The following is an 18244-nucleotide window of genomic DNA, read 5'->3' on the forward strand; positions in this document are numbered from 1 at the left end:
CGACCGAGACTCCCGCGCCGCAGCCGAACCCCGCTCCCGCCGCCCCCGAGCCGGACACTCGGCACGCGTGGGAGCCGTCGGGGCAGGAGCGGCCCGCACTGGGGTGACGTCCTCGGTCCCACGCAACCGGCGACCGGGACACCCCCGACCGAGACTCCCGCGCCGCAGCCGAACCCCGCTCCCGCCGCCCCCGAGCCGGACACTCGGCACGCGTGGGAGCCGTCGGGGCAGGAGCGGCCCGCACGGGCGTCGTGGCAGCAGCCGACCTGGGACGAGACCGACTGGGACCAACCGAACCGCTGGGAGACCCCGCGGCCGCCGGTGTCCCCCACGGCGGCAGCCGCCTCCGCCCCGGCGCCGCCCGCCGTCCCCGCCGGTGCGGACCGTCCCGACGCCGCGCCGGAGCCGGCCGAGGGGTCCGAACCGGTCGGGGAGGCGCGCCCGGACGTCCCGGACGCGCCTCCGGGCCGGTCCCAGGAGATCCCGGCGGGCGAGCACGCGCGGCTGAACCCGAAGTACACCTTCGACACGTTCGTCATCGGCTCCAGCAACCGGTTCGCCCACGCGGCGTCGGTCGCTGCCGCGGAGGCGCCCGCCAAGGCCTACAACCCGCTGTTCATCCACGGCGGGTCAGGGCTGGGCAAGACGCACCTGCTGCACGCCATCGGGCACTACACGCACCGGCTCTACGAGGGCTCGCGCGTGCGCTACGTCAGCTCGGAGGAGTTCACCAACGAGTTCATCAACTCGATCCGGGACGGCAAGGCGGACGGGTTCCGTCGCCGTTACAGGGACATCGACGTCCTGTTGGTGGACGACATCCAGTTCCTGGAGAACAAGGAGCAGACCCAGGAGGAGTTCTTCCACACCTTCAACACGCTGCACAACTCCGACAAGCAGATCGTCATCTCCAGCGACCGGCCGCCCAAGCAGCTGACCACGCTGGAGGACCGGATGCGCAGCCGTTTCGAGTGGGGACTGCTCACCGACGTCCAGCCGCCCGAACTGGAGACCCGCATCGCCATCCTGCGCAAGAAGGCCGCCCAGGAGGGGCTGGCCGCGCCGCCGGAGGTGCTGGAGTTCATCGCCAGCAAGATCTCGACGAACATCCGCGAGCTGGAGGGGGCGCTGATCCGCGTCACGGCCTTCGCCAGCCTCAACCGACAGTCGGTCGACCTCGACCTGACCGGCCAGGTGCTGCGCGACCTCGTGCCGAGCACCGAGGTCCCCGAGATCACGGCGGGGGCGATCATGTCCCAGACGGCGGCCTACTTCGGCCTGAGCATCGACGACCTGTGCGGAACCTCGCGCTCCCGCGTGCTGGTGACCGCCCGGCAGATCGCGATGTACCTGTGCCGTGAGCTCACCGATCTGTCCCTGCCCAAGATCGGGCAGCAGTTCGGCGGCAGGGACCACACGACGGTCATGCACGCCGACCGCAAGGTCCGGGCGCTCATGGCCGAGCGGCGGTCCATCTACAACCAGGTGCACGAGCTGACGAGCCGCATCAAGGATCAGCCCCCCCTCGCCTGAGCCGGGGACACGGGAGTCGTCGGGGCCGGTCCGCGCGCGGACCGGCCCCGACGCGTTCCCCCGCCGTCCACACCGGTGCCCGCACCGGGTTCGTCCGGCCCCCGTCTGCGGCGCCGGACACCACCCCACGGCAGGGGGTTATCCACAGGCTCTGGGGACAACGGGAGGGACGCGCCGACTTCACCCCGCGATCGGCGCAGACACGCCGCCCTGTCCGACGCCGCACCGTTTTCCCCGTCCGCGTCGGGCTCGCCACCGCTGTCGAGCCGCCCACACCAGGCTCGGCGGCTGCGCTGTCCTGGCGGTTCGCCTCCCCTCCGCGCGCACCCGCGCACCGGGCTGTGGACAAACCTGTGCACAACCGGTTCGTCCAGGTTCGTGTGGTCTGCCCGGGGGCCCGGAAAAAAAAGTTCTCCACTTTCTCGGCCGAGTTATCCACAGGAGGGGGGTCAATTCTGTGGATAACCCTGTGGAAAACCTGTGGACAAGTGCTCCGTAGTTGTGGGTAACCGGGGGTCCTCCTGTGGACGCTCTGCCCCACCATCGGATCACCGAACCACCGGTGGTTGTGGACAACCAGGCGAAAAACTGTGGACACAGCTGTGGACAGAGTGTGGACAACCTGTGGGCGACCTCGGCCGTCCACAGGGCCTCCGAGTTACCCACAGGGATACCCACAGGCCCTGTGGATAAAAATCTCCACTCTGACCTGCGATAACAAGGGTTATCCACACTATCCACAGGCCCTACTACTACGACGCACCTTCATTAACCCAAACGTGGCTTCACAACGCTCCGCGGGAAATCTGTGGACAACGCTCCGATCGACGACCCGAGGCGGTCCGTCGCCGAGTCGTCAGCGACGGGGGAGGAATCCGGGTAACGTGTGGTGTCGCCCCTGTCCACCGCCGCCCCACCCGAGTGACGGTCCCACGGGAACCGAGGCGGACCCGGTGGTGCCCACGTACCCGCCCTCGCTGGCGGTCACCCACCCGCGTCGGTGCCCTCGGCCGACCCACCAGCTGCAACGTTGAGGCTTCGACCGGCCCACCGGTCGTGCGGAAAGTGAGTCGAAGTGAAGTTCCGGGTCGAACGCGACGTATTGGCCGACGCAGTCGCCTGGACCGCGCGCACCCTCCCGACGCGCCCGTCGGTCCCGGTCCTCGTCGGCGTCCTGCTCGACGCAGGCGAGTTCGACGGCCGCCAGCAGGTGCGGCTGTCCGGCTTCGACTACGAGGTCTCCACCCAGGCCGCGATCGACGTCGAGGTCGAGGAGGCCGGTACGGTCCTCGTCCCCGGCAAGCTCCTGGCCGAGATCACCCGCAACCTTCCCCCACAACCCGTGGAGATCTCCACCGACGGCGCCAAGCGTCGTGACGTGCGGCAGCGCCAAGTTCACACTCACGACGATGCCGGTCGAGGACTACCCGACCCTGCCCGAGATGCCCGGTGTGAGCGGCACCGTCGGCAGTGACGCCTTCGCCGCCGCCGTCGGCCAGGTCGCCGTCGCCGCTGGCCGGGACGACACGTTGCCCATGCTCACCGGCGTGCGGGTGGAGATCGAGGGCGAGACCATCACGCTCGCCTCCACCGACCGCTACCGCCTGGCCGTGCGCGAGCTGACCTGGAAGCCGGAGAACCCCGAACTGTCCGCGGTGGCGCTCGTCCCGGCCAGGACGCTGCACGACACCGCCAAGTCGCTCACCTCGGGCGCGAGGTCTCCATCGCGCTCTCCAGCGGTGCGACCGGCGACGGCATGATCGGCTTCGAGGGCGGCGGTCGCCGCACCACGACCCGCCTCCTGGACGGCGAGTTCCCCAAGTACCGCGCGCTGCTGCCGGACAGCTTCAACACCGTCGCCGAGGTCAGCCGGTCCGAGTTCGTCGAGGCCGTCAAGCGCGTGTCGCTGGTCGCCGAGCGCAACACCCCGCTTCGGCTGGCGTTCAGCCCCGGCCGCCTGGTCCTGGAGGCCGGGACCGGCGAGGACGCCCAGGCCGTCGAGGTCCTGGAGGCGGACCTTGAGGGCGACGACATCCAGATCGCGTTCAACTCGGGCTTCCTGCTCGACGGCCTGGGCGCCATCGGCACCGACACCGCCCGCCTGAACTTCACGACCTCCACCAAACCGGCGATCCTCACCGGCAAGCCCGCGGAGGAGGGCGCGGAGCCCGAGTACCGCTACCTGATCATGCCGGTGCGCCTGTCCGGCTGACCGGTCCGGGTTCGGTTCGATTGACGCGCGTCTGCCGTCCCGTGTCCGCGGCCACCGCCCGGACCGGACGGCGCCCACCTGTTCACCGGCGGCGAAGGGGAGCACTGCCATGCAGCTCGGAATGATCGGTCTCGGCAAGATGGGCGGCAACATGGCCGCCCGCCTTCGCGAGAAGGGCCATGAGGTCGTCGGCTACGACGTCTCCTCCGACGAACGGGACGTCGCGAGCCTGGCCGCGCTGGTCGAGCGTCTGCGGGCACCCCGCGTCGTGTGGGTGATGGTTCCCTCCGGCGACCCGACCACCGCGACCGTCAACGAGCTCGGCGGCCTCCTCCAGGCGGGCGACGTGCTCATCGACGGCGGCAACTCCCACTACGCCGACGACCGCGCCCGCGCTGAGCAGCTCGGCGCCAAGGGCGTCGGCTACCTCGACGTCGGCGTGAGCGGCGGAGTCTGGGGCCGCCAGAACGGCTACGGCATCATGGTCGGCGGCGCCGCGGCGGACGTCGAGCGGGCCCGTCCGATCTTCGAGGCCCTCACCCCCGACGAAGGCGGCGGTTTCGTGCACGCAGCGCCGTCGGCGCCGGTCACTTCGTCAAGATGGTCCACAACGGCATCGAGTACGGCATGATGCAGTCCTTCGCCGAGGGCTTCGAGCTCATGGGCGCGTCCGGGATCGTCGACGACGTCCCGGGGACCTTCGAGAGCTGGCGCGAGGGCACGGTCGTCCGCTCCTGGCTGCTCGACCTGCTCAGCCGGGCTCTGGAGGAGGACCCCGACCTCTCCGAGCTGCGCGGTTACGCCGAGGACTCCGGCGAGGGCCGCTGGACGGTGCAGGCCGCCGTCGACCACGCCGTCCCCGCCCCCGCGATCACCGCCGCGCTCTACGCCCGGTTCGCCTCACGCCAGGACGACAGCCCGGCGATGAAGGTGGTCGCGGCCCTGCGCCAGCAGTTCGGCGGGCACGCCGTGACCAAGTCCGGCCCGGACCCGCGCACTCCCTCCCGGGACTGATCCGCGCAGCTCCGAGGACGCGCCCGTGCGGACGCGTCCTCGGACCCCGTGTCCGCCGTCCAGCGCCACCGTCCCAGGAGGAGGGCCGGATGTACGTTTCCCATCTGCGACTGGTCGACTTCCGGTCCTACGGCGACGTCCTGCTGGAACTCGACCCCGGCGTGAGCGCGTTCGTCGGCGCCAACGGCCAGGGGAAGACCAACCTGGTCGAGGCGGTCGGTTACGTGGCCACCCTCGGCAGCCACCGGGTCGCCTCGGACACGCCCCTGATCCGCCAGGGCGCGCCCCGGGCCGTCGTCCGGGCCAAGATCGTGCGCGAGGACCGCCACATGGTGGTGGACCTGGAGCTCAACCCCGGCCGGGCCAACCGCGCCCGGATCAACCAGTCCGCGGCCGGACGCCCGAGGGACGTGTTGGGGATCCTGCGCGCCGTGCTGTTCGCCCCCGAGGACCTGGCCCTGGTCAAGGGCGACCCCGGGGAGCGACGGCGTTTCCTCGACGACCTCCTCGTGGCGCGCGCTCCCCGGATGGCGGGGGTGCGCTCCGACTACGACCGGGTGCTCAAGCAGCGCAACGCCCTGCTCAAGTCGGCCTCGGGCCGGATGTTCGGGCAGCGCTCGGCGCCCGACCTCGGCACCCTGGAGGTCTGGGACGCCCACCTGGCCGAGACCGGAGCGGAACTGCTGGCCGCGCGGACGGCGCTGGTGGCGGAGCTGCGGCCGCGCGTCTTGGAGGCCTACGCGGGCCTGGCCGACTCCGGCGGGCCGGCGGTGTCCGCCTACCGGTGTTCGGCCGACCCCGAGGGCGGGGAGCCGCCGGCCGACCGTCCGCGGCTGGTGGAGACACTGCGCGCGGCCATGGCCGGGGCGCGGGACCGCGAACTCCGGCGCGGAGTCAGTCTCGTCGGGCCGCACCGCGACGACCTCCACCTCCAACTGGGCGACCTGCCCGCCAAGGGGTACGCGAGCCAGGGCGAGTCCTGGTCCTTCGCCCTCGCGCTCAAGCTCGCCGCGTTCGACCTGCTGCGGGCGGACGGTGACGACCCGGTACTCATCCTCGACGACGTGTTCGCCGAACTCGACACCGAACGCCGCCGCCGCCTGGCCGAGCGCGTGCGCGACGCCGAACAGGTCCTGGTGACCGCCGCGGTGCCCGACGACATCCCCAAGGAGTTGGACGGCGTCCGTTTCACGGTCAGCGCGGGGGTGGTCGAGCATGCGTGAGGGTCGTCCACAGCCCGTGGACCGCGGGGAGGGGGCCGCGCGTCCGAGGACGGGCTTCGGGCAGGTCCGTCCACACCCTGTGGACAACGCCCGGGGCGGCGCGGCGGCGCCCGCCGTGGACGCCCCGGACCCGGCGGCGTCCGTCCCGCCGCCGGCCGTGTCCGGCGCCGACCTCGCCCGGCAGGCGTTGGCCCGCGCCCGCGCCGAGGCCCGCGAGCGCGGGGCGGTTCCCCGGGGCGCCGCCCCGCGTCGACGGGCGCGTGGCCGAATCCGGTCACGCAACGAGCCCCAGTTGTTCGGCGACGCCGTCCGGGCGTGGCTCATCGAACACGGCTGGCAGGAACAGGTCGCGGTCGGCGGGGTGTTCGGCCGGTGGGCGGACATCGTCGGCGAGTTCAACGCCCAGCATCTCCGGCCGGTGAAGTACGCGGAGGGAGAACTCGTCGTGGCGGCTGATTCGCCGACCAGTGCCGCCCTCGGACGGTCGATGGCGCGCGATCTGATGCGCCGCCTGAACGAGGAACTCGGTGAGGGAACGATCGTCTCCATCGACGTCAAGGGCCCCGGGTCCCGTCGCCGATGACCGCTCCGACCACCTGCGGGTCTGTGTTCGTGCAGGTCAAAGCGGTTTTCCGTGACGGTCCGGCCATCCGGACGGCGCGGAGGGGCCGTTCGGGCGCGCCGGGACGACGGTCGGGGCGGAGTGACCCAACGGCCACTGAACCGCACCGGAACTTGCGGAAGGGCCCACCCGCGTGTAGGGAGTCGTCTCCCTCCCTGAACGTTCGTTGTCGAGCGGCACAGCGCCGCGAATGCTCTTTTGTCGCACCGCGCGGGGTATCATGGAGCCGGTTCTTCAGATGCCTGTAGCCGGTCCCGCGCCCCCAGGAGAGGGTGGGCGGACGGCCCGTGCGATGGTGTGGTGATCCCCCTGGTGTCGCGGTACGCCGACCCCTTCGGTCACCGCCCCGCGGGCTGACCGCCGTCCGCTCGGCCACGGTCGGCAGGCGTCCCCAGCAGGAGGGTGTTCCCACTTGGCCTACGACGCTCGATCAATCACGGTCCTTGAGGGGCTTGAGGCAGTACGCAAGCGCCCAGGGATGTACATCGGTTCCACCGGGGAGCGGGGCCTGCACCACCTTGTCTACGAGGTGGTCGACAACTCCGTCGACGAGGCGCTGGCGGGGCACGCCAACGCCATCGAGGTCACCCTGCTGGCGGACGGCGGCGTGCGGGTGGCCGACAACGGCCGCGGCATCCCCACCGACCTGCACCCCGTGGAGAAGCGTCCGGCCGTCGAGGTCGTGCTGACCACGCTGCACGCGGGCGGCAAGTTCGACGGCAAGTCCTACGCGGTCTCCGGCGGTCTGCACGGCGTGGGCGTCTCCGTCGTGAACGCGCTGTCCACGGCCCTGGACGTGGAGATCCGCAAGGACGGGCACGTCTGGAACCAGCACTACGAGATGACCGCGCCCACCGGTGAGCTGGTCAGGGGCGAGGAGACCGACGAGACCGGGACGCAGATCACGTTCTGGCCAGACGGCGACATCTTCGAGACCACGGTCTTCTCCATCGAGACCCTCGCCCGCCGGATGCAGGAGATGGCCTTCCTCAACAAGGGCCTGTCCATCACCATCCGCGACGAGCGGCCCGAGCACACCGACGACGGCCCGACGGTCAACACCTTCCACTACGACGAGGGTCTGTCGGACTTCGTCCGGCACATCAACGCCAAGAAGGAGGCCGCGCACGCGTCGATCATCTCCTTCGAGGAGGACGGCGAGGGCATCTCGGTCGAGATCGCGATGCAGTGGAACCAGTCCTACACCTCGTCCGTGCACACCTTCGCCAACACGATCAACACGGCTGAGGGCGGCACCCACGAGGAGGGCTTCCGCTCCGCGTTGACCACCCTGGTCAACCGGTACGCGCGGGACCAGAGGCTCCTGCGCGACAAGGACGACAACCTCACCGGCGACGACATCCGCGAGGGCCTGACCGCGATCATCTCGGTCAAGCTCGCCGACCCGCAGTTCGAGGGCCAGACCAAGACCAAGCTCGGCAACACCGAGGCCAAGTCCTTCGTCCAGAGGGTCACCAACGAGCACCTGCGCGACTGGTTCGAGCGCAACCCCGGTGAGGCCAAGGACATCGTCTCCAAGGCCAGCCAGGCCGCCCGCGCCCGGATCGCCGCCCGCCAGGCTCGCGACCTCACCCGCCGAAAGACCCTGCTGGAGTCCACCTCCCTCCCCGGCAAGCTGTCCGACTGCCAGTCGACCAACCCGGAGGAGTGCGAGCTCTACATCGTCGAGGGCGACTCCGCCGGCGGCTCCGCCAAGGGCGGCCGCGACCCGCACCACCAGGCGATCCTGCCGATCCGGGGCAAGATCCTCAACGTCGAGAAGTCGCGGATCGACCGCATCCTCAAGAACAACGAGGTCCAGGCGATCATCACCGCGTTGGGAACCGGCATCCACGAGGACTTCGACGCCGACAAGCTGCGGTACCACAAGATCATCCTCATGGCCGACGCCGACGTCGACGGCCAGCACATCCGCACCCTGCTGCTGACCCTGCTGTTCCGCTTCATGAAGCCGTTGGTCGAGGCCGGTCACGTCTACCTGGCGTCGCCGCCGCTGTACAAGGTCAAGTGGGACCAGCGCGGCAGCGACGCGAGCTACGCCTTCTCCGACGCCGAACGCGACCGGGTCATCGAGGCCGGGATCGCCGCCGGGAAGAAGGACCCGCGCCCGCGCGACATGGTCCAGCGCTTCAAGGGTCTGGGCGAGATGAACGCCAACGAGCTGTGGGACACCACCATGGACCCCGACCGCCGTCTGCTGCTCCAGGTCAGCCTGGACGACGCGGCCCAGGCGGACGAGATGTTCAGCGTGCTCATGGGCGAGGACGTCGAGTCCCGGCGCTCCTTCATCCAGCGCAACGCCAAGGACGTCCGCTTCCTGGACATCTAGTCCGTGCCGCCCGGGCCGCGCCCCCTCGGGTGGCGGCCGGGCGGGAGAACCACGCTCAACGAAGCTTCGTAGAAGGGATCGACATCCGTGACGGATGCGAACAACCCGGACTCTCCTGAGGGTGCGGACTCCGCTGGCGGAGGCCCGGTCAGGGATCGGATCGAACCGGTCGACATCCAGGTCGAGATGCAGCGCAGCTACCTCGACTACGCCATGTCGGTCATCGTCGGACGCGCCCTCCCCGACGTGCGCGACGGCCTCAAGCCGGTCCACCAGCGCGTGCTGTACGCGATGTACGACGGCGGGTTCCGCCCCGACCGCGGGTTCTTCAAGTGCGCCCGCGTCGTCGGCGACGTGATGGGCAACTACCACCCGCACGGCGACAGCGCGATCTACGACACGCTGGTGCGCCTGGCGCAGTGGTGGTCGATGCGTATGCCGTTGGTCGACCCGAACGGCAACTTCGGCTCTCCGGGCAACGACCCGGCGGCCGCCATGCGGTACACCGAGTGCAAACTCGCGCCGCTGGCCATGGAGATGCTCCGGGACATCGACAAGGAGACCGTCGACTTTCGGCCCAACTACGACGGACGCTCCGCCGAGCCGGTCGTCCTGCCGGCGCGCTTCCCGAACCTACTGGTCAACGGATCGTCGGGCATCGCGGTCGGCATGGCGACCAACATCCCGCCGCACAACCTGCGCGAGATCGCCGACGGCGTCAACTGGTTCCTGGAGAACCCCGAGGTCGGGGACGAGGCGCTGCTGGACGCGCTCATCGAGCGGGTCAAGGGCCCCGACTTCCCCACCCGCGGACTCATCGTCGGCAAGCGCGGGATCGAGGAGGCCTACCGGACCGGCCGCGGCTCCATCACCATGCGCGCGGTCGTGGAGGTCGAGGAGGACAGCCGCGGTCGCCAGACGCTGGTGGTCACGGAGCTGCCCTACCAGGTCAACCCGGACAATCTCGCGCTGAAGATCGCCGACCTGGTCAAGGACGGCAAGGTCACCGGCATCGCCGACGTGCGGGACGAGAGCAGCGGCCGTACCGGTCAGCGCTTGGTGATCGTGCTCAAGCGCGACGCCGTCGCCAAGGTCGTGCTCAACAACCTCTACAAGCACACCCAGCTCCAGGAGACCTTCGGCGCGAACATGCTCGCGCTGGTGGACGGTGTGCCGCGGACCCTGCGCCTGGACCAGATGATCCGGCACTGGGTCAAGCACCAGGTCGAGGTCATCGTCCGTCGGACGCGCTACCTGCTGCGCAAGGCCGAGGAGCGCGCGCACATCCTGCGCGCGCTGCTGCGGGCGATGGACCGCATCGACGAGGTCATCAGCCTCATCCGGGCCAGCGCCTCCGCCGACGAGGCCCGCACCGGCCTGATGGGTCTGCTGGAGATCGACGACATCCAGGCCCGCGCCATCCTCGACATGCAGCTGCGCAAGCTGGCCGCGCTGGAGCGCAACCAGCTCACCTCGGAGTACGACGAGCTGATGGCGCAGATCGCCGACTACAACGACATCCTCGGCTCGGACCCGCGCCAGCGGTCGATCATCCGCGAGGAGCTGGCCGAGATCGTCGACAAGTACGGCGACGAGCGGCGCACGCACATCATCCCCTTCGAGGGCGACATGCGCATGGAGGACTTCATCGCCGAGGAGGACGTGGTCGTCACGATCTCCCGGGGCGGGTACGCCAAGCGTACGCGGATCGACAACTACCGGGCGCAGAAGCGCGGCGGCAAGGGGGTGCGCGGCGCCCAGCTGAAACAGGACGACATCGTCCAGCACTTCTTCGTCACCACCACCCACCACTGGATCCTGTGCTTCACCAACCAGGGCCGTGTGTACCGGACGAAGGCCTACGAGCTGCCGGAGGCGGCCAGGGACGCACGCGGCCAGCACGTGGCGAACCTGCTGCCCTTCCAACCGGGCGAGGAGATCGCGCAGATCATGGCCCTGCGCGACTACGAGGCGGCTCCGTACCTGGTGCTCGCCACCCGTGACGGCCTGGTGAAGAAGTCGCGTCTGGAGGACTTCGACTCCGCGCGGGCGGCGGGGATCATCGCGATCAACCTGCGCGAGGGCGACGAGCTGATCGCGGCCCGGCTGGTCTTCGCCGACGACGACCTGCTGCTGATCTCCAGCGACGCCCAGGCGATCCGTTTCCCGGCCTCCGACCAGTCGCTGCGCCCGATGGGCCGCGCGACCAGCGGTGTGATCGGTATGCGGTTCATGGAGGGCGACTACCTGCTGAGCATGGACGTCATCCGGCCCGGGGACGGGCCCTCCGACGTCCTGGTGGCCACGGAGAACGGCTACGCCAAGCGCACCCCGGCCGACCAGTACCCGGTGCAGAACCGGGGCGGCAAGGGCGTCCTGACGGCCAAGGTCGTCGAGGCGCGCGGCAAGCTGGTCGGGGCGATGATGGTCGACCCGGAGGTGGACGAGATCTTCGCGATCACCTCCGCCGGCGGGGTGATCCGCACCGGGTCCGCCGAGATCAAGCAGTCCGGCCGCACCACCATGGGCGTGCGTCTGATGAACCTCGACAAGGGCAACAAGATCGTGGCCGTGGCACGCAACGCCGAGGCCGCCGAGGACACCGGCGAGGGCGAGGTCGGCGACACGGCCGAGGTCGCGGTGACCGAGGAAGGAAACCCCGAGGCCTAGACTGCGCGTTAGGTCCTATTGGTCCCGTGGGGTTCCGTTCGCGAGCCCCACGGGACAACTCTTCGCGGCATCCACCTGTCTCAACGAAAGTCCAGCGGTAACGTTTCTATGTCTGACAACCAGCGGAACACCCCCACGAACGAATCCGAAGCGGACACGGCGGTGACCGCCGGTGACGAGGCTGCGGAGAAGGACACGGTCGAGACCCAGGCCGTCGAGGAGACCCCTCCCACGAAGGAGGAGGACTCAGCAGCCAAGGTGACGCAGGCCGTGGAGGACCACGCAGAGGCGGGAGAGACGGCAGTGACCGATTCCGAGACCTCGGTCCGCGAGGGGCCGGGCGCGTGAAGGCGACCATGTCGAGTCGTAAGGCGCACCTGACGGTCTCCCGCGTGGAGCCGTGGTCGGTGATGAAGTTCAGCTTCGTCGTGTCGCTGGTGTGCTTCATCATCCTGTTCGTCGCGGTCGCGGTGATCTACGCGACGCTGTCCATGCTGGGCGTCTTCGACGAGGTGACCAGCATGATGGAGGCGCTCCTGGAGGGTGACAGCGGCGACGACGAGCTCGGCCTCGACCCTGCCGCGTGGTTCTCCCCGGGCCGGGTGCTCGGGTACACGGGCGTGGTGGGCGCGCTCAACATCGTGCTGATCACCGCCCTGTCCACGGTGGGCGCGATGGTGTACAACCTGGTCGCCGACCTGGTCGGTGGCGTGGATGTCACGCTGACCGAGGCGGAGTAGGCGCTGTGCCCGGCCCCGGACGCCGCGCCCGGGGCCCCTCGCGCTCCGGTCCGAGCACTCGGGAAACTCGGTAAAATCGGAGGTGAAGAGGGACGCGGAGTCCCGTGTCCCTCTCGCTTACGCGTTATCGAACCGGTTCGCTCCGCGTACTGGGATGCGGTAGAGTTCCACGAGGAACGAGGGCGTATAGCTCAGTCGGTTAGAGCGCATCCCTGATAAGGATGAGGCCCCAGGTTCAAGTCCTGGTACGCCCACACTCGTCAACTGCGAAAAGGCCCCCGCCGGGAACCGGCGGGGGCCTTTGACAGCAGTGGCGACAGCAACGGCCTCAGTCGCCCGGCCCGTCCTGCTGTGTCGCTTCGTCGCTATGTGTTCGGAGGAGTTCACGGTCCGCGCGTTCCGCTGCCCGATGCGCGACGGGGACCCGTACCGCCACGACGACTGGTCCCCGCTCTCTCGCGCGGTACCGCCCCGGGCCGTCAGGCGATACGCGGCCGTCCCCGTGCCCGTAGGCACGCACGCTGTCCGGCATCCGCCCCGCGCGGGTTCACGGCGCTGTTCGGCGTGGACGACCTCCGGTTCGTCGTTGGGTTGGGCCTCGGTCGAGGCCCAACCCAACGACGGCGGGGGGATGCTCATGCGGCCGGGGCCAGGGGCGTCGCCCGCTTCGGGCTCACGGCGTGAGCGGCCGGGCGGCGGAGCACGGGGCGTTTGCAGTCCGTTGCGCCGCGCCTGGCACGCATCGTCCACGAGGTGCCCCGTTCCACTGCCCGCCCCTTGGGGAGCGCAAGGACGCCCGTGGCGTCCTTGGTGCGGGCAGCGACCTGGATCGTGCTGACCAGGGCGTCCTGGGCCCGGGTACACGCCGTGCGGCACCCTGCCGCGGGAACGGGCTCAGCTCACTCGGCCGAGCTGCCGTCCCTGTTGATTCGGGCGTTCTGCTTGAAGGGGAATTCCTTCTGCCCGAGCTGGGCGAAGGTCACATACGTGCCGTCGCCCTGCCTCTCACCGACGGCGACGACTCCCACGGAATTCGCGATGTTCGCCCAGAAGACAGCGATGCTACCGAACTGTGAGAGGTAGACGTCCTCCTTCACCGTGGACCAGCCGCTTTGGGTGGCCTTGATCTTGATCTTGACCTTGTCGTTGTCGTCGTCCTCGTCGTCCTCGTCGTCCTCGTCGTCCTCGTCGTTGTTGTTGTCGTTGTCGTTGTTGTTGTCGTTGTTGTTGTTGTTGTCGTTGTTTTCGTCGTCCTCGTCCTCGTCGATGACAACGACGTTGCCGTTGTCATCGAAACGGAGGTTGCCGTCGTCGTCGAAAACGGCGTTGGGGTTGAAAAGGACGTTGCCGTTGTCGTCGACAACGACGTTGCCGTTGTCGTCGAGAAGGACGGGGCCGTCGTCGATGACAACGACGTTGCCGTCGTTGTTGAGAACGACGTCGGCGTCGCCGCGGACCGTGCCGTTTTTGTCGACGCGTATGTAGCTGACGCCCTTGTCGCTGATCATGTTCACGTCGTCCGCCACAGGCTGCGGAAAGGTCTGCAGCTTCACGTCCTGCACGGCCGCCTCGAGGGCGTCCTTCAGATTCCGGACGTTCGATTCCCGGAAGTTCTTATTGTGCCTCTTGACCCTGTCCGTGACGGCGTCGATCGCGTCCGGGACGATTCGCCGCTCGTTGAGCTTCTGCTTGAACTTAGCGATCGGCTTGACGGGCACGGTGCCGCCGTTGTTGGAATTCTGCTGTGACGGGCCCCCGCCATTGGGTCCGACCCTGTTGTTGCTCTGGCAGTAGAATCCGGGACCGTCGCTGCCGCTCGGCTGCCCCATCCTGATGACGTAGGAGGCCTTGTCGACGTGCTCACCGAAGGCCACGATCCGCACGATGGTGAAGCTGGACCCACGCTCGACGGCGTACCAGATGCTCATCGCCGAAACGCCCACCTTGCCGGCGCTCGCGTGCATCACGTCGGTGGTCAGCTGGTTAACCTTGCCTTCGTCGCCCTCACCGATCAGGACATTGCTTCTGGAAGCCTTCCCCTGGTTCGGGTTGAAGACGTCGTTCATGGCCTGTGAGACGTTCGGCCTCGTGCTGGACATCCCGAGCCTCTGCGCGTGGCGGTACAGCCAATCGGTGGCCCGAGTCTGTGTGTATGTGACCACCGGGATGACCGCGAAGCATTCTGCGACGGGCATGTGACCTCCATAAATACCAAAAAGAGCGGGCTCCGGGCGCTGTCGCTGGGAAGGAGGGACGGATTCCGGCAGCAGGCCGTGTCCGCCTCCAGCGACGCACTGCGGAGAAGGTGCCGAAAGCATAGCGTGCGCGTGGTCGCGTGTCTGGCATTTCCAGAAATTCCCAGATCGCCTCGGGGTGTCGCCGGGACGGGTGCGCGAGGATCGGATGCGGCCTATGCGCGGTGTTCGGGTGTTTGAGCTGCGGACGCGCGGTTTTTGGTGTAGGTCACCTCCCACTCGCCCCGCCCCGGCCAACCGCCCGAACGCCGCGGGGTGGGGAAAGACCTGCACCACGTTTGCTCTGCGGTTGACCTCCCGGTTCAACCGCTCCAACGGGTTGGTCGACCAGATCTTCTTCCCATGCGCCACCGGGAAGCCCGGGAACGCGGTGATGTCGACGCTCGCTTCGGTGAGCATCTGCTCGACCTGTGGGAACGGGCGGCCCAGCAGGTCAGTGACCACCGCGATCTGGGAACGCACCGCTTCGGGGTCGGCCTGGGCGAAGATCGTGCGGGTCGCGGCCGCGACCATCTCCCCCGATCCCTTGGGCGCCTTGGCCAGGACATCACGCACGAAGTGGACCCGGCACCGCTGCCAAGTCGCCCCCCAGGAACACCGTGGCGATGGCGGCGACCAGCCCCGCGTGGGCGTCGGAGACCACCAGTTGCACCCCGTCCAGGCCGCGGGAGCGCGAGCCGCGCAGGAACTGGGTCCACAACGCCGGCGGACTGGTCGGCGCCGGGATCGCGGGGCGCCGTTGCCAACCGTGGTTCTGTAGGGGCGTGCGCCGGGGAGCGGTGTGTCGGGGTGGACTCCGGTGTGTGTCATCCACGGGCGGCGAGGTAGGCGAGCAGCCCCGCTCCGACTCCCAGGACAACCAATTGCACGAGGCCGGGAATGCGCCATCCCAAGGCGAGAAGACCACCGCCTGTGACGACGGCGCCGCCTGCCAGGATCCACATTCCCCGCAACGCTTCCTGGGGCGCCCTGGGCGGATTGCCACTGTCGTAGCTGTCGGCCCAGCCAGCCATCCCGTACTGGATGAGCACTAACCAGGCGATGACCATCAGGTCGATAGCGAGCAGGGCAACGCTCGCCCCAACCTGCTCGCCTCTCGACGGTCTACCCCCGCGCCTCATAACGACCACCGATCCGTTGTTGGGTGACAGGCTGTTGATCGCATGCCGCTCAGCATGCTGGTGTGGTTGGCGCCACGCATGAGCTCACGTACTCAGATGCGCCGCCCTCGTAGGATCCTCTGGAGCGCAGTCGGATCGTCACCGGCCAGCTCGGTGCTGAGCGGCTTCGTCGGGACCTGATGCGCCGAGCGCTGCCAGTCGAGTGTTCCCCTCTTCGCCGACACCAGGACCTGACATCGCCGACGCCGGACAGCGGCGGACACCGCCGAACGTCGACCGACCGCCGGTCGGGAGACGAGTCGGCGGACGTTCCAGGGGAGCATGATCGACCCTACAAGGAGGCCCAGGTTCAATTCCGAGTGCGCCCACCCCGTTTTTCCTGTTCAGGGCCTAGTTTCTCTACCTGGGGAGCACGGCTCCGATGTGCCCGTCATCTGGCCTTGGGGACCCCACGGCATCGCCTGTCGGACCGCGTCCTGGCGCAGGGACTGACGTCCTACCGCCGTTCGGGGAGAATCCGCGCCGCCAGGGCAGGGAGACGTGGACCAGGGCGACGAGGACCGGCGCCTCGATGAGCGGGCCCACGACCCCGGCGAGCGCCTGGTCGGTGGAGGCGAGCAGTCGGCGGTGGCCGCGGCGTCGGCGCGGGTCATGGACAGGCCCTCTTGGCGTCGGCGGCGATGGTCCGGCGCGCGGTGACGGCGAGTTCGCCCAGGGCCCCGGCCAGACCCTCCAGCACCTGGGGGCGCAGTCGGTAGTAGGTGAACCGCCCGCACGGCTCGGTCTCGACCACCCCGGCCTCGCGCAGGACGCGCAGGTGGTTGGACAGGTTCGTCTGCTTCGCACCGGTCTCCTCGACCAGATGCGTGGTGCAGAGGGTCTCGTGGGCGAGCAGGGAGACGATACGCAGGCGCAGCGGGTCTCCCAACGCCCTGATCAGATCATTGTCAGCTGACGTCAGCATGCGCTGATAGTGGCATATCAGTCGGGGCTGATGCGAATCGTCCGCTGGGCCGACCTGGCGGCCGAGTCGGCCCGCCCGTCCCTGGCGGCGCTCCCAGGCCGTCCTCGTGACGCCTCCGCACGCTTTCGCCCTCCTCCGCGTCCGGGTCCCGCGCCGCACCTGGGGACACCCCCGTTCGAAACAGCGGCTCGGGTCGTGTCGCACGCGGCGGCGCGCCGAGCGACTAAATGTGACCGACAGTGTCGATGAAAATACAATGGGTGGTGTTCCGGTCGGGGGTCACGGCCCGCGACGCCGCCTGCCCGCTGCTCGAAGAACGGCTGCCCATGAGCTCACCTCAGGACCCCGCCCCGACCCGGCGCGGACTGATCGCCTCAACGCTCGGGCTCGCGGCCGGGGCCGCCGTCGCCGCCCGCCCGTCCGCGTCGCACACCGCAGTCGCCGCGGACGGCGCACCCTTCCGAGGCCGGCGCCAGGCGGGTGTGACCACACCGCACCAGTCCGACCTCCTCCTCGCCGCCTTCGACCTGCCGGAGGGGGTGGGCGTCGACCAGGCCCGCCGTGCCCTGCGCGGTGTCCTCGACACGTGGACCCGGGAGCTGACGTCCGTCATCGACCGGGGCGAGGGACCGGAGGTCCTCGCGCACGCCCGCCACTCCCGCCTGACCGCGACCGTGGGTCTGGGCGGCACGGCCTTCGACCGGCTGGGACTGTCCCGGCCCCCGCTCCTGGCCGACTTCCCGGCCTTTCCCGGAGACCGGATCAAGGACGCCCACAGCGGCGGCGACCTGGTCGTGCAACTGTGCGCCGACGACGTCTGGACCGTCGCCACCGCGGCCGACCTGCTGGCCGAGGCGGCGGACACCCTGTCGCCGCGTTGGCGGCAGAGGGGGTTCGTCGCCCCGGCCCCGGGGGGAGGGGCCTCCCGCAACCTCTTCGGGCACAAGGACGGCATCTCCAACCCCACGGCGGAGGAGTCCGAGCGGCTCGTGTGGATAGGCCAGGGGGCCGAGGCGGACGGTACCTACATGGTCTTCCGGCGCATCCACATGAAAGTGGACCGTTTCGAGGCGCTGTCCACGGCGGACCAGGAACGCGTCATCGGGCGGCACAAGGACACCGGGGCGCCCCTCGGCCAGCAGAGGGAGACCGACGAACCCGACTTCGCGGCGGTGACCGCGGACGGCGCCCCGGTCATCCCCGACGACGCCCACATGGCGCTCGCCCACGCCCGAAGCCACGACGGGGACCGGATGCTGCGACGGGGCTTCGCCTACGCCGACTCGTGGGACGACCAGGGGCTGCTCTTCCTCGCCTTCATGGACGACCCCCGCCTGTTCATACGGATGCAGAACCTGTTGACCAGGAAGGACCCCCTGTACCCCTTCACCGAGCACAGGGGGACCGGTCTGTACCTGGTGCTCCCCGGGGCGGTCGAGGACCGACCGCTGGGCACGGGCATCCTGTGACCGCGTAGGCGCACCGTCTTCGGCCCGACAGGGCAAGATCGGTCAAGCGGCGACGGCCGCGTCGTGAACAT

8 protein-coding genes, 1 tRNA gene and 5 pseudogenes are annotated in these 18244 nt (G+C 69.3%); 10 read left to right on the top strand and 4 right to left on the bottom strand.

Annotated elements, in window-relative coordinates; genetic code table 11:
* The 9 genes and pseudogenes from dnaA to BJF83_RS13055 form a co-directional block, all read left to right on the top strand.
* Positions 1-1533: chromosomal replication initiator protein DnaA (gene dnaA / locus BJF83_RS13015; RefSeq protein WP_262391512.1), on the top strand; the 1533-nt coding region annotated here is incomplete at its 5' end.
* Positions 1534-2608: 1075 nt separating this feature from the next.
* Positions 2609-3745: pseudogene (gene dnaN, locus BJF83_RS13020) on the top strand (DNA polymerase III subunit beta).
* A 109-nt stretch (positions 3746-3854) separates the two neighbouring features.
* Positions 3855-4759: pseudogene (gene gnd, locus BJF83_RS13025) on the top strand (phosphogluconate dehydrogenase (NAD(+)-dependent, decarboxylating)).
* An 89-nt stretch (positions 4760-4848) separates the two neighbouring features.
* Positions 4849-5982 carry a DNA replication/repair protein RecF gene (gene recF / locus BJF83_RS13030; protein ID WP_075926508.1) on the top strand — a complete coding sequence of 378 codons (1134 nt, stop codon included), beginning with the start codon at positions 4849-4851 and terminating at the stop codon, positions 5980-5982.
* Positions 5983-6061: 79 nt separating this feature from the next.
* Positions 6062-6565 carry a DUF721 domain-containing protein gene (locus tag BJF83_RS13035; RefSeq protein WP_394329331.1) on the top strand — a complete coding sequence of 168 codons (504 nt, stop codon included), beginning with the start codon at positions 6062-6064 and terminating at the stop codon, positions 6563-6565.
* Positions 6566-7016: 451 nt separating this feature from the next.
* Entirely contained in the window at positions 7017-8954 is a 1938-nt protein-coding gene (gene gyrB / locus BJF83_RS13040; protein WP_075926509.1) for a DNA topoisomerase (ATP-hydrolyzing) subunit B, read from the top strand.
* Positions 8955-9041: 87 nt separating this feature from the next.
* Positions 9042-11624, top strand: a complete 2583-nt coding sequence (gene gyrA / locus BJF83_RS13045; RefSeq protein WP_075926510.1) for a DNA gyrase subunit A — start codon at positions 9042-9044, stop codon at positions 11622-11624.
* A gap of 108 nt (positions 11625-11732) precedes the next feature.
* Positions 11733-12364 (top strand): annotated as a pseudogene (locus BJF83_RS13050) (DUF3566 domain-containing protein).
* A gap of 180 nt (positions 12365-12544) precedes the next feature.
* Positions 12545-12618: transfer RNA gene (locus BJF83_RS13055), tRNA-Ile, on the top strand.
* A gap of 2226 nt (positions 12619-14844) precedes the next feature.
* Here BJF83_RS13055 and BJF83_RS29075 read toward each other — a convergent pair.
* The 4 genes and pseudogenes from BJF83_RS29075 to BJF83_RS13070 form a co-directional block, all read right to left on the bottom strand.
* Positions 14845-15322: pseudogene (locus BJF83_RS29075) on the bottom strand (transposase); the annotation flags it as partial.
* Between the two features lie 103 nt (positions 15323-15425).
* Positions 15426-15668, bottom strand: a complete 243-nt coding sequence (locus BJF83_RS13065; protein ID WP_394329332.1) for a hypothetical protein — start codon at positions 15666-15668, stop codon at positions 15426-15428.
* Positions 15669-16139: 471 nt separating this feature from the next.
* Positions 16140-16352, bottom strand: a pseudogene (locus BJF83_RS29080) (hypothetical protein); the annotation flags it as partial.
* 37 nt (positions 16353-16389) lie between these two features.
* Entirely contained in the window at positions 16390-16704 is a 315-nt protein-coding gene (locus BJF83_RS13070) for a helix-turn-helix transcriptional regulator (RefSeq protein WP_075926512.1), read from the bottom strand.
* Positions 16705-16949: 245 nt separating this feature from the next.
* Here BJF83_RS13070 and BJF83_RS13075 point away from each other — a divergent pair, with 245 nt between their 5' ends.
* Positions 16950-18173: a Dyp-type peroxidase gene (locus BJF83_RS13075; protein WP_083678522.1), complete on the top strand. Its 1224-nt coding sequence runs from the start codon at positions 16950-16952 to the stop codon at positions 18171-18173.
* Positions 18174-18244: the final 71 nt, after the last annotated feature.

This window comes from Nocardiopsis sp. CNR-923 (assembly GCF_001942255.1).
Classification (GTDB): domain Bacteria; phylum Actinomycetota; class Actinomycetes; order Streptosporangiales; family Streptosporangiaceae; genus Nocardiopsis.

Bases quoted from the DNA above. Each gene is read 5' to 3' on its own strand.
- BJF83_RS13075 (WP_083678522.1), top strand. From the start codon at position 16,950: ATGAAAATACAATGGGTGGTGTTCCGGTCGGGGGTCACGGCCCGCGAC.
- BJF83_RS13065 (WP_394329332.1), bottom strand. From the start codon at position 15,668: ATGGTCATCGCCTGGTTAGTGCTCATCCAGTACGGGATGGCTGGCTGG.
- recF (WP_075926508.1), top strand. From the start codon at position 4,849: ATGTACGTTTCCCATCTGCGACTGGTCGACTTCCGGTCCTACGGCGAC.
- BJF83_RS13070 (WP_075926512.1), bottom strand. From the start codon at position 16,704: ATGCTGACGTCAGCTGACAATGATCTGATCAGGGCGTTGGGAGACCCG.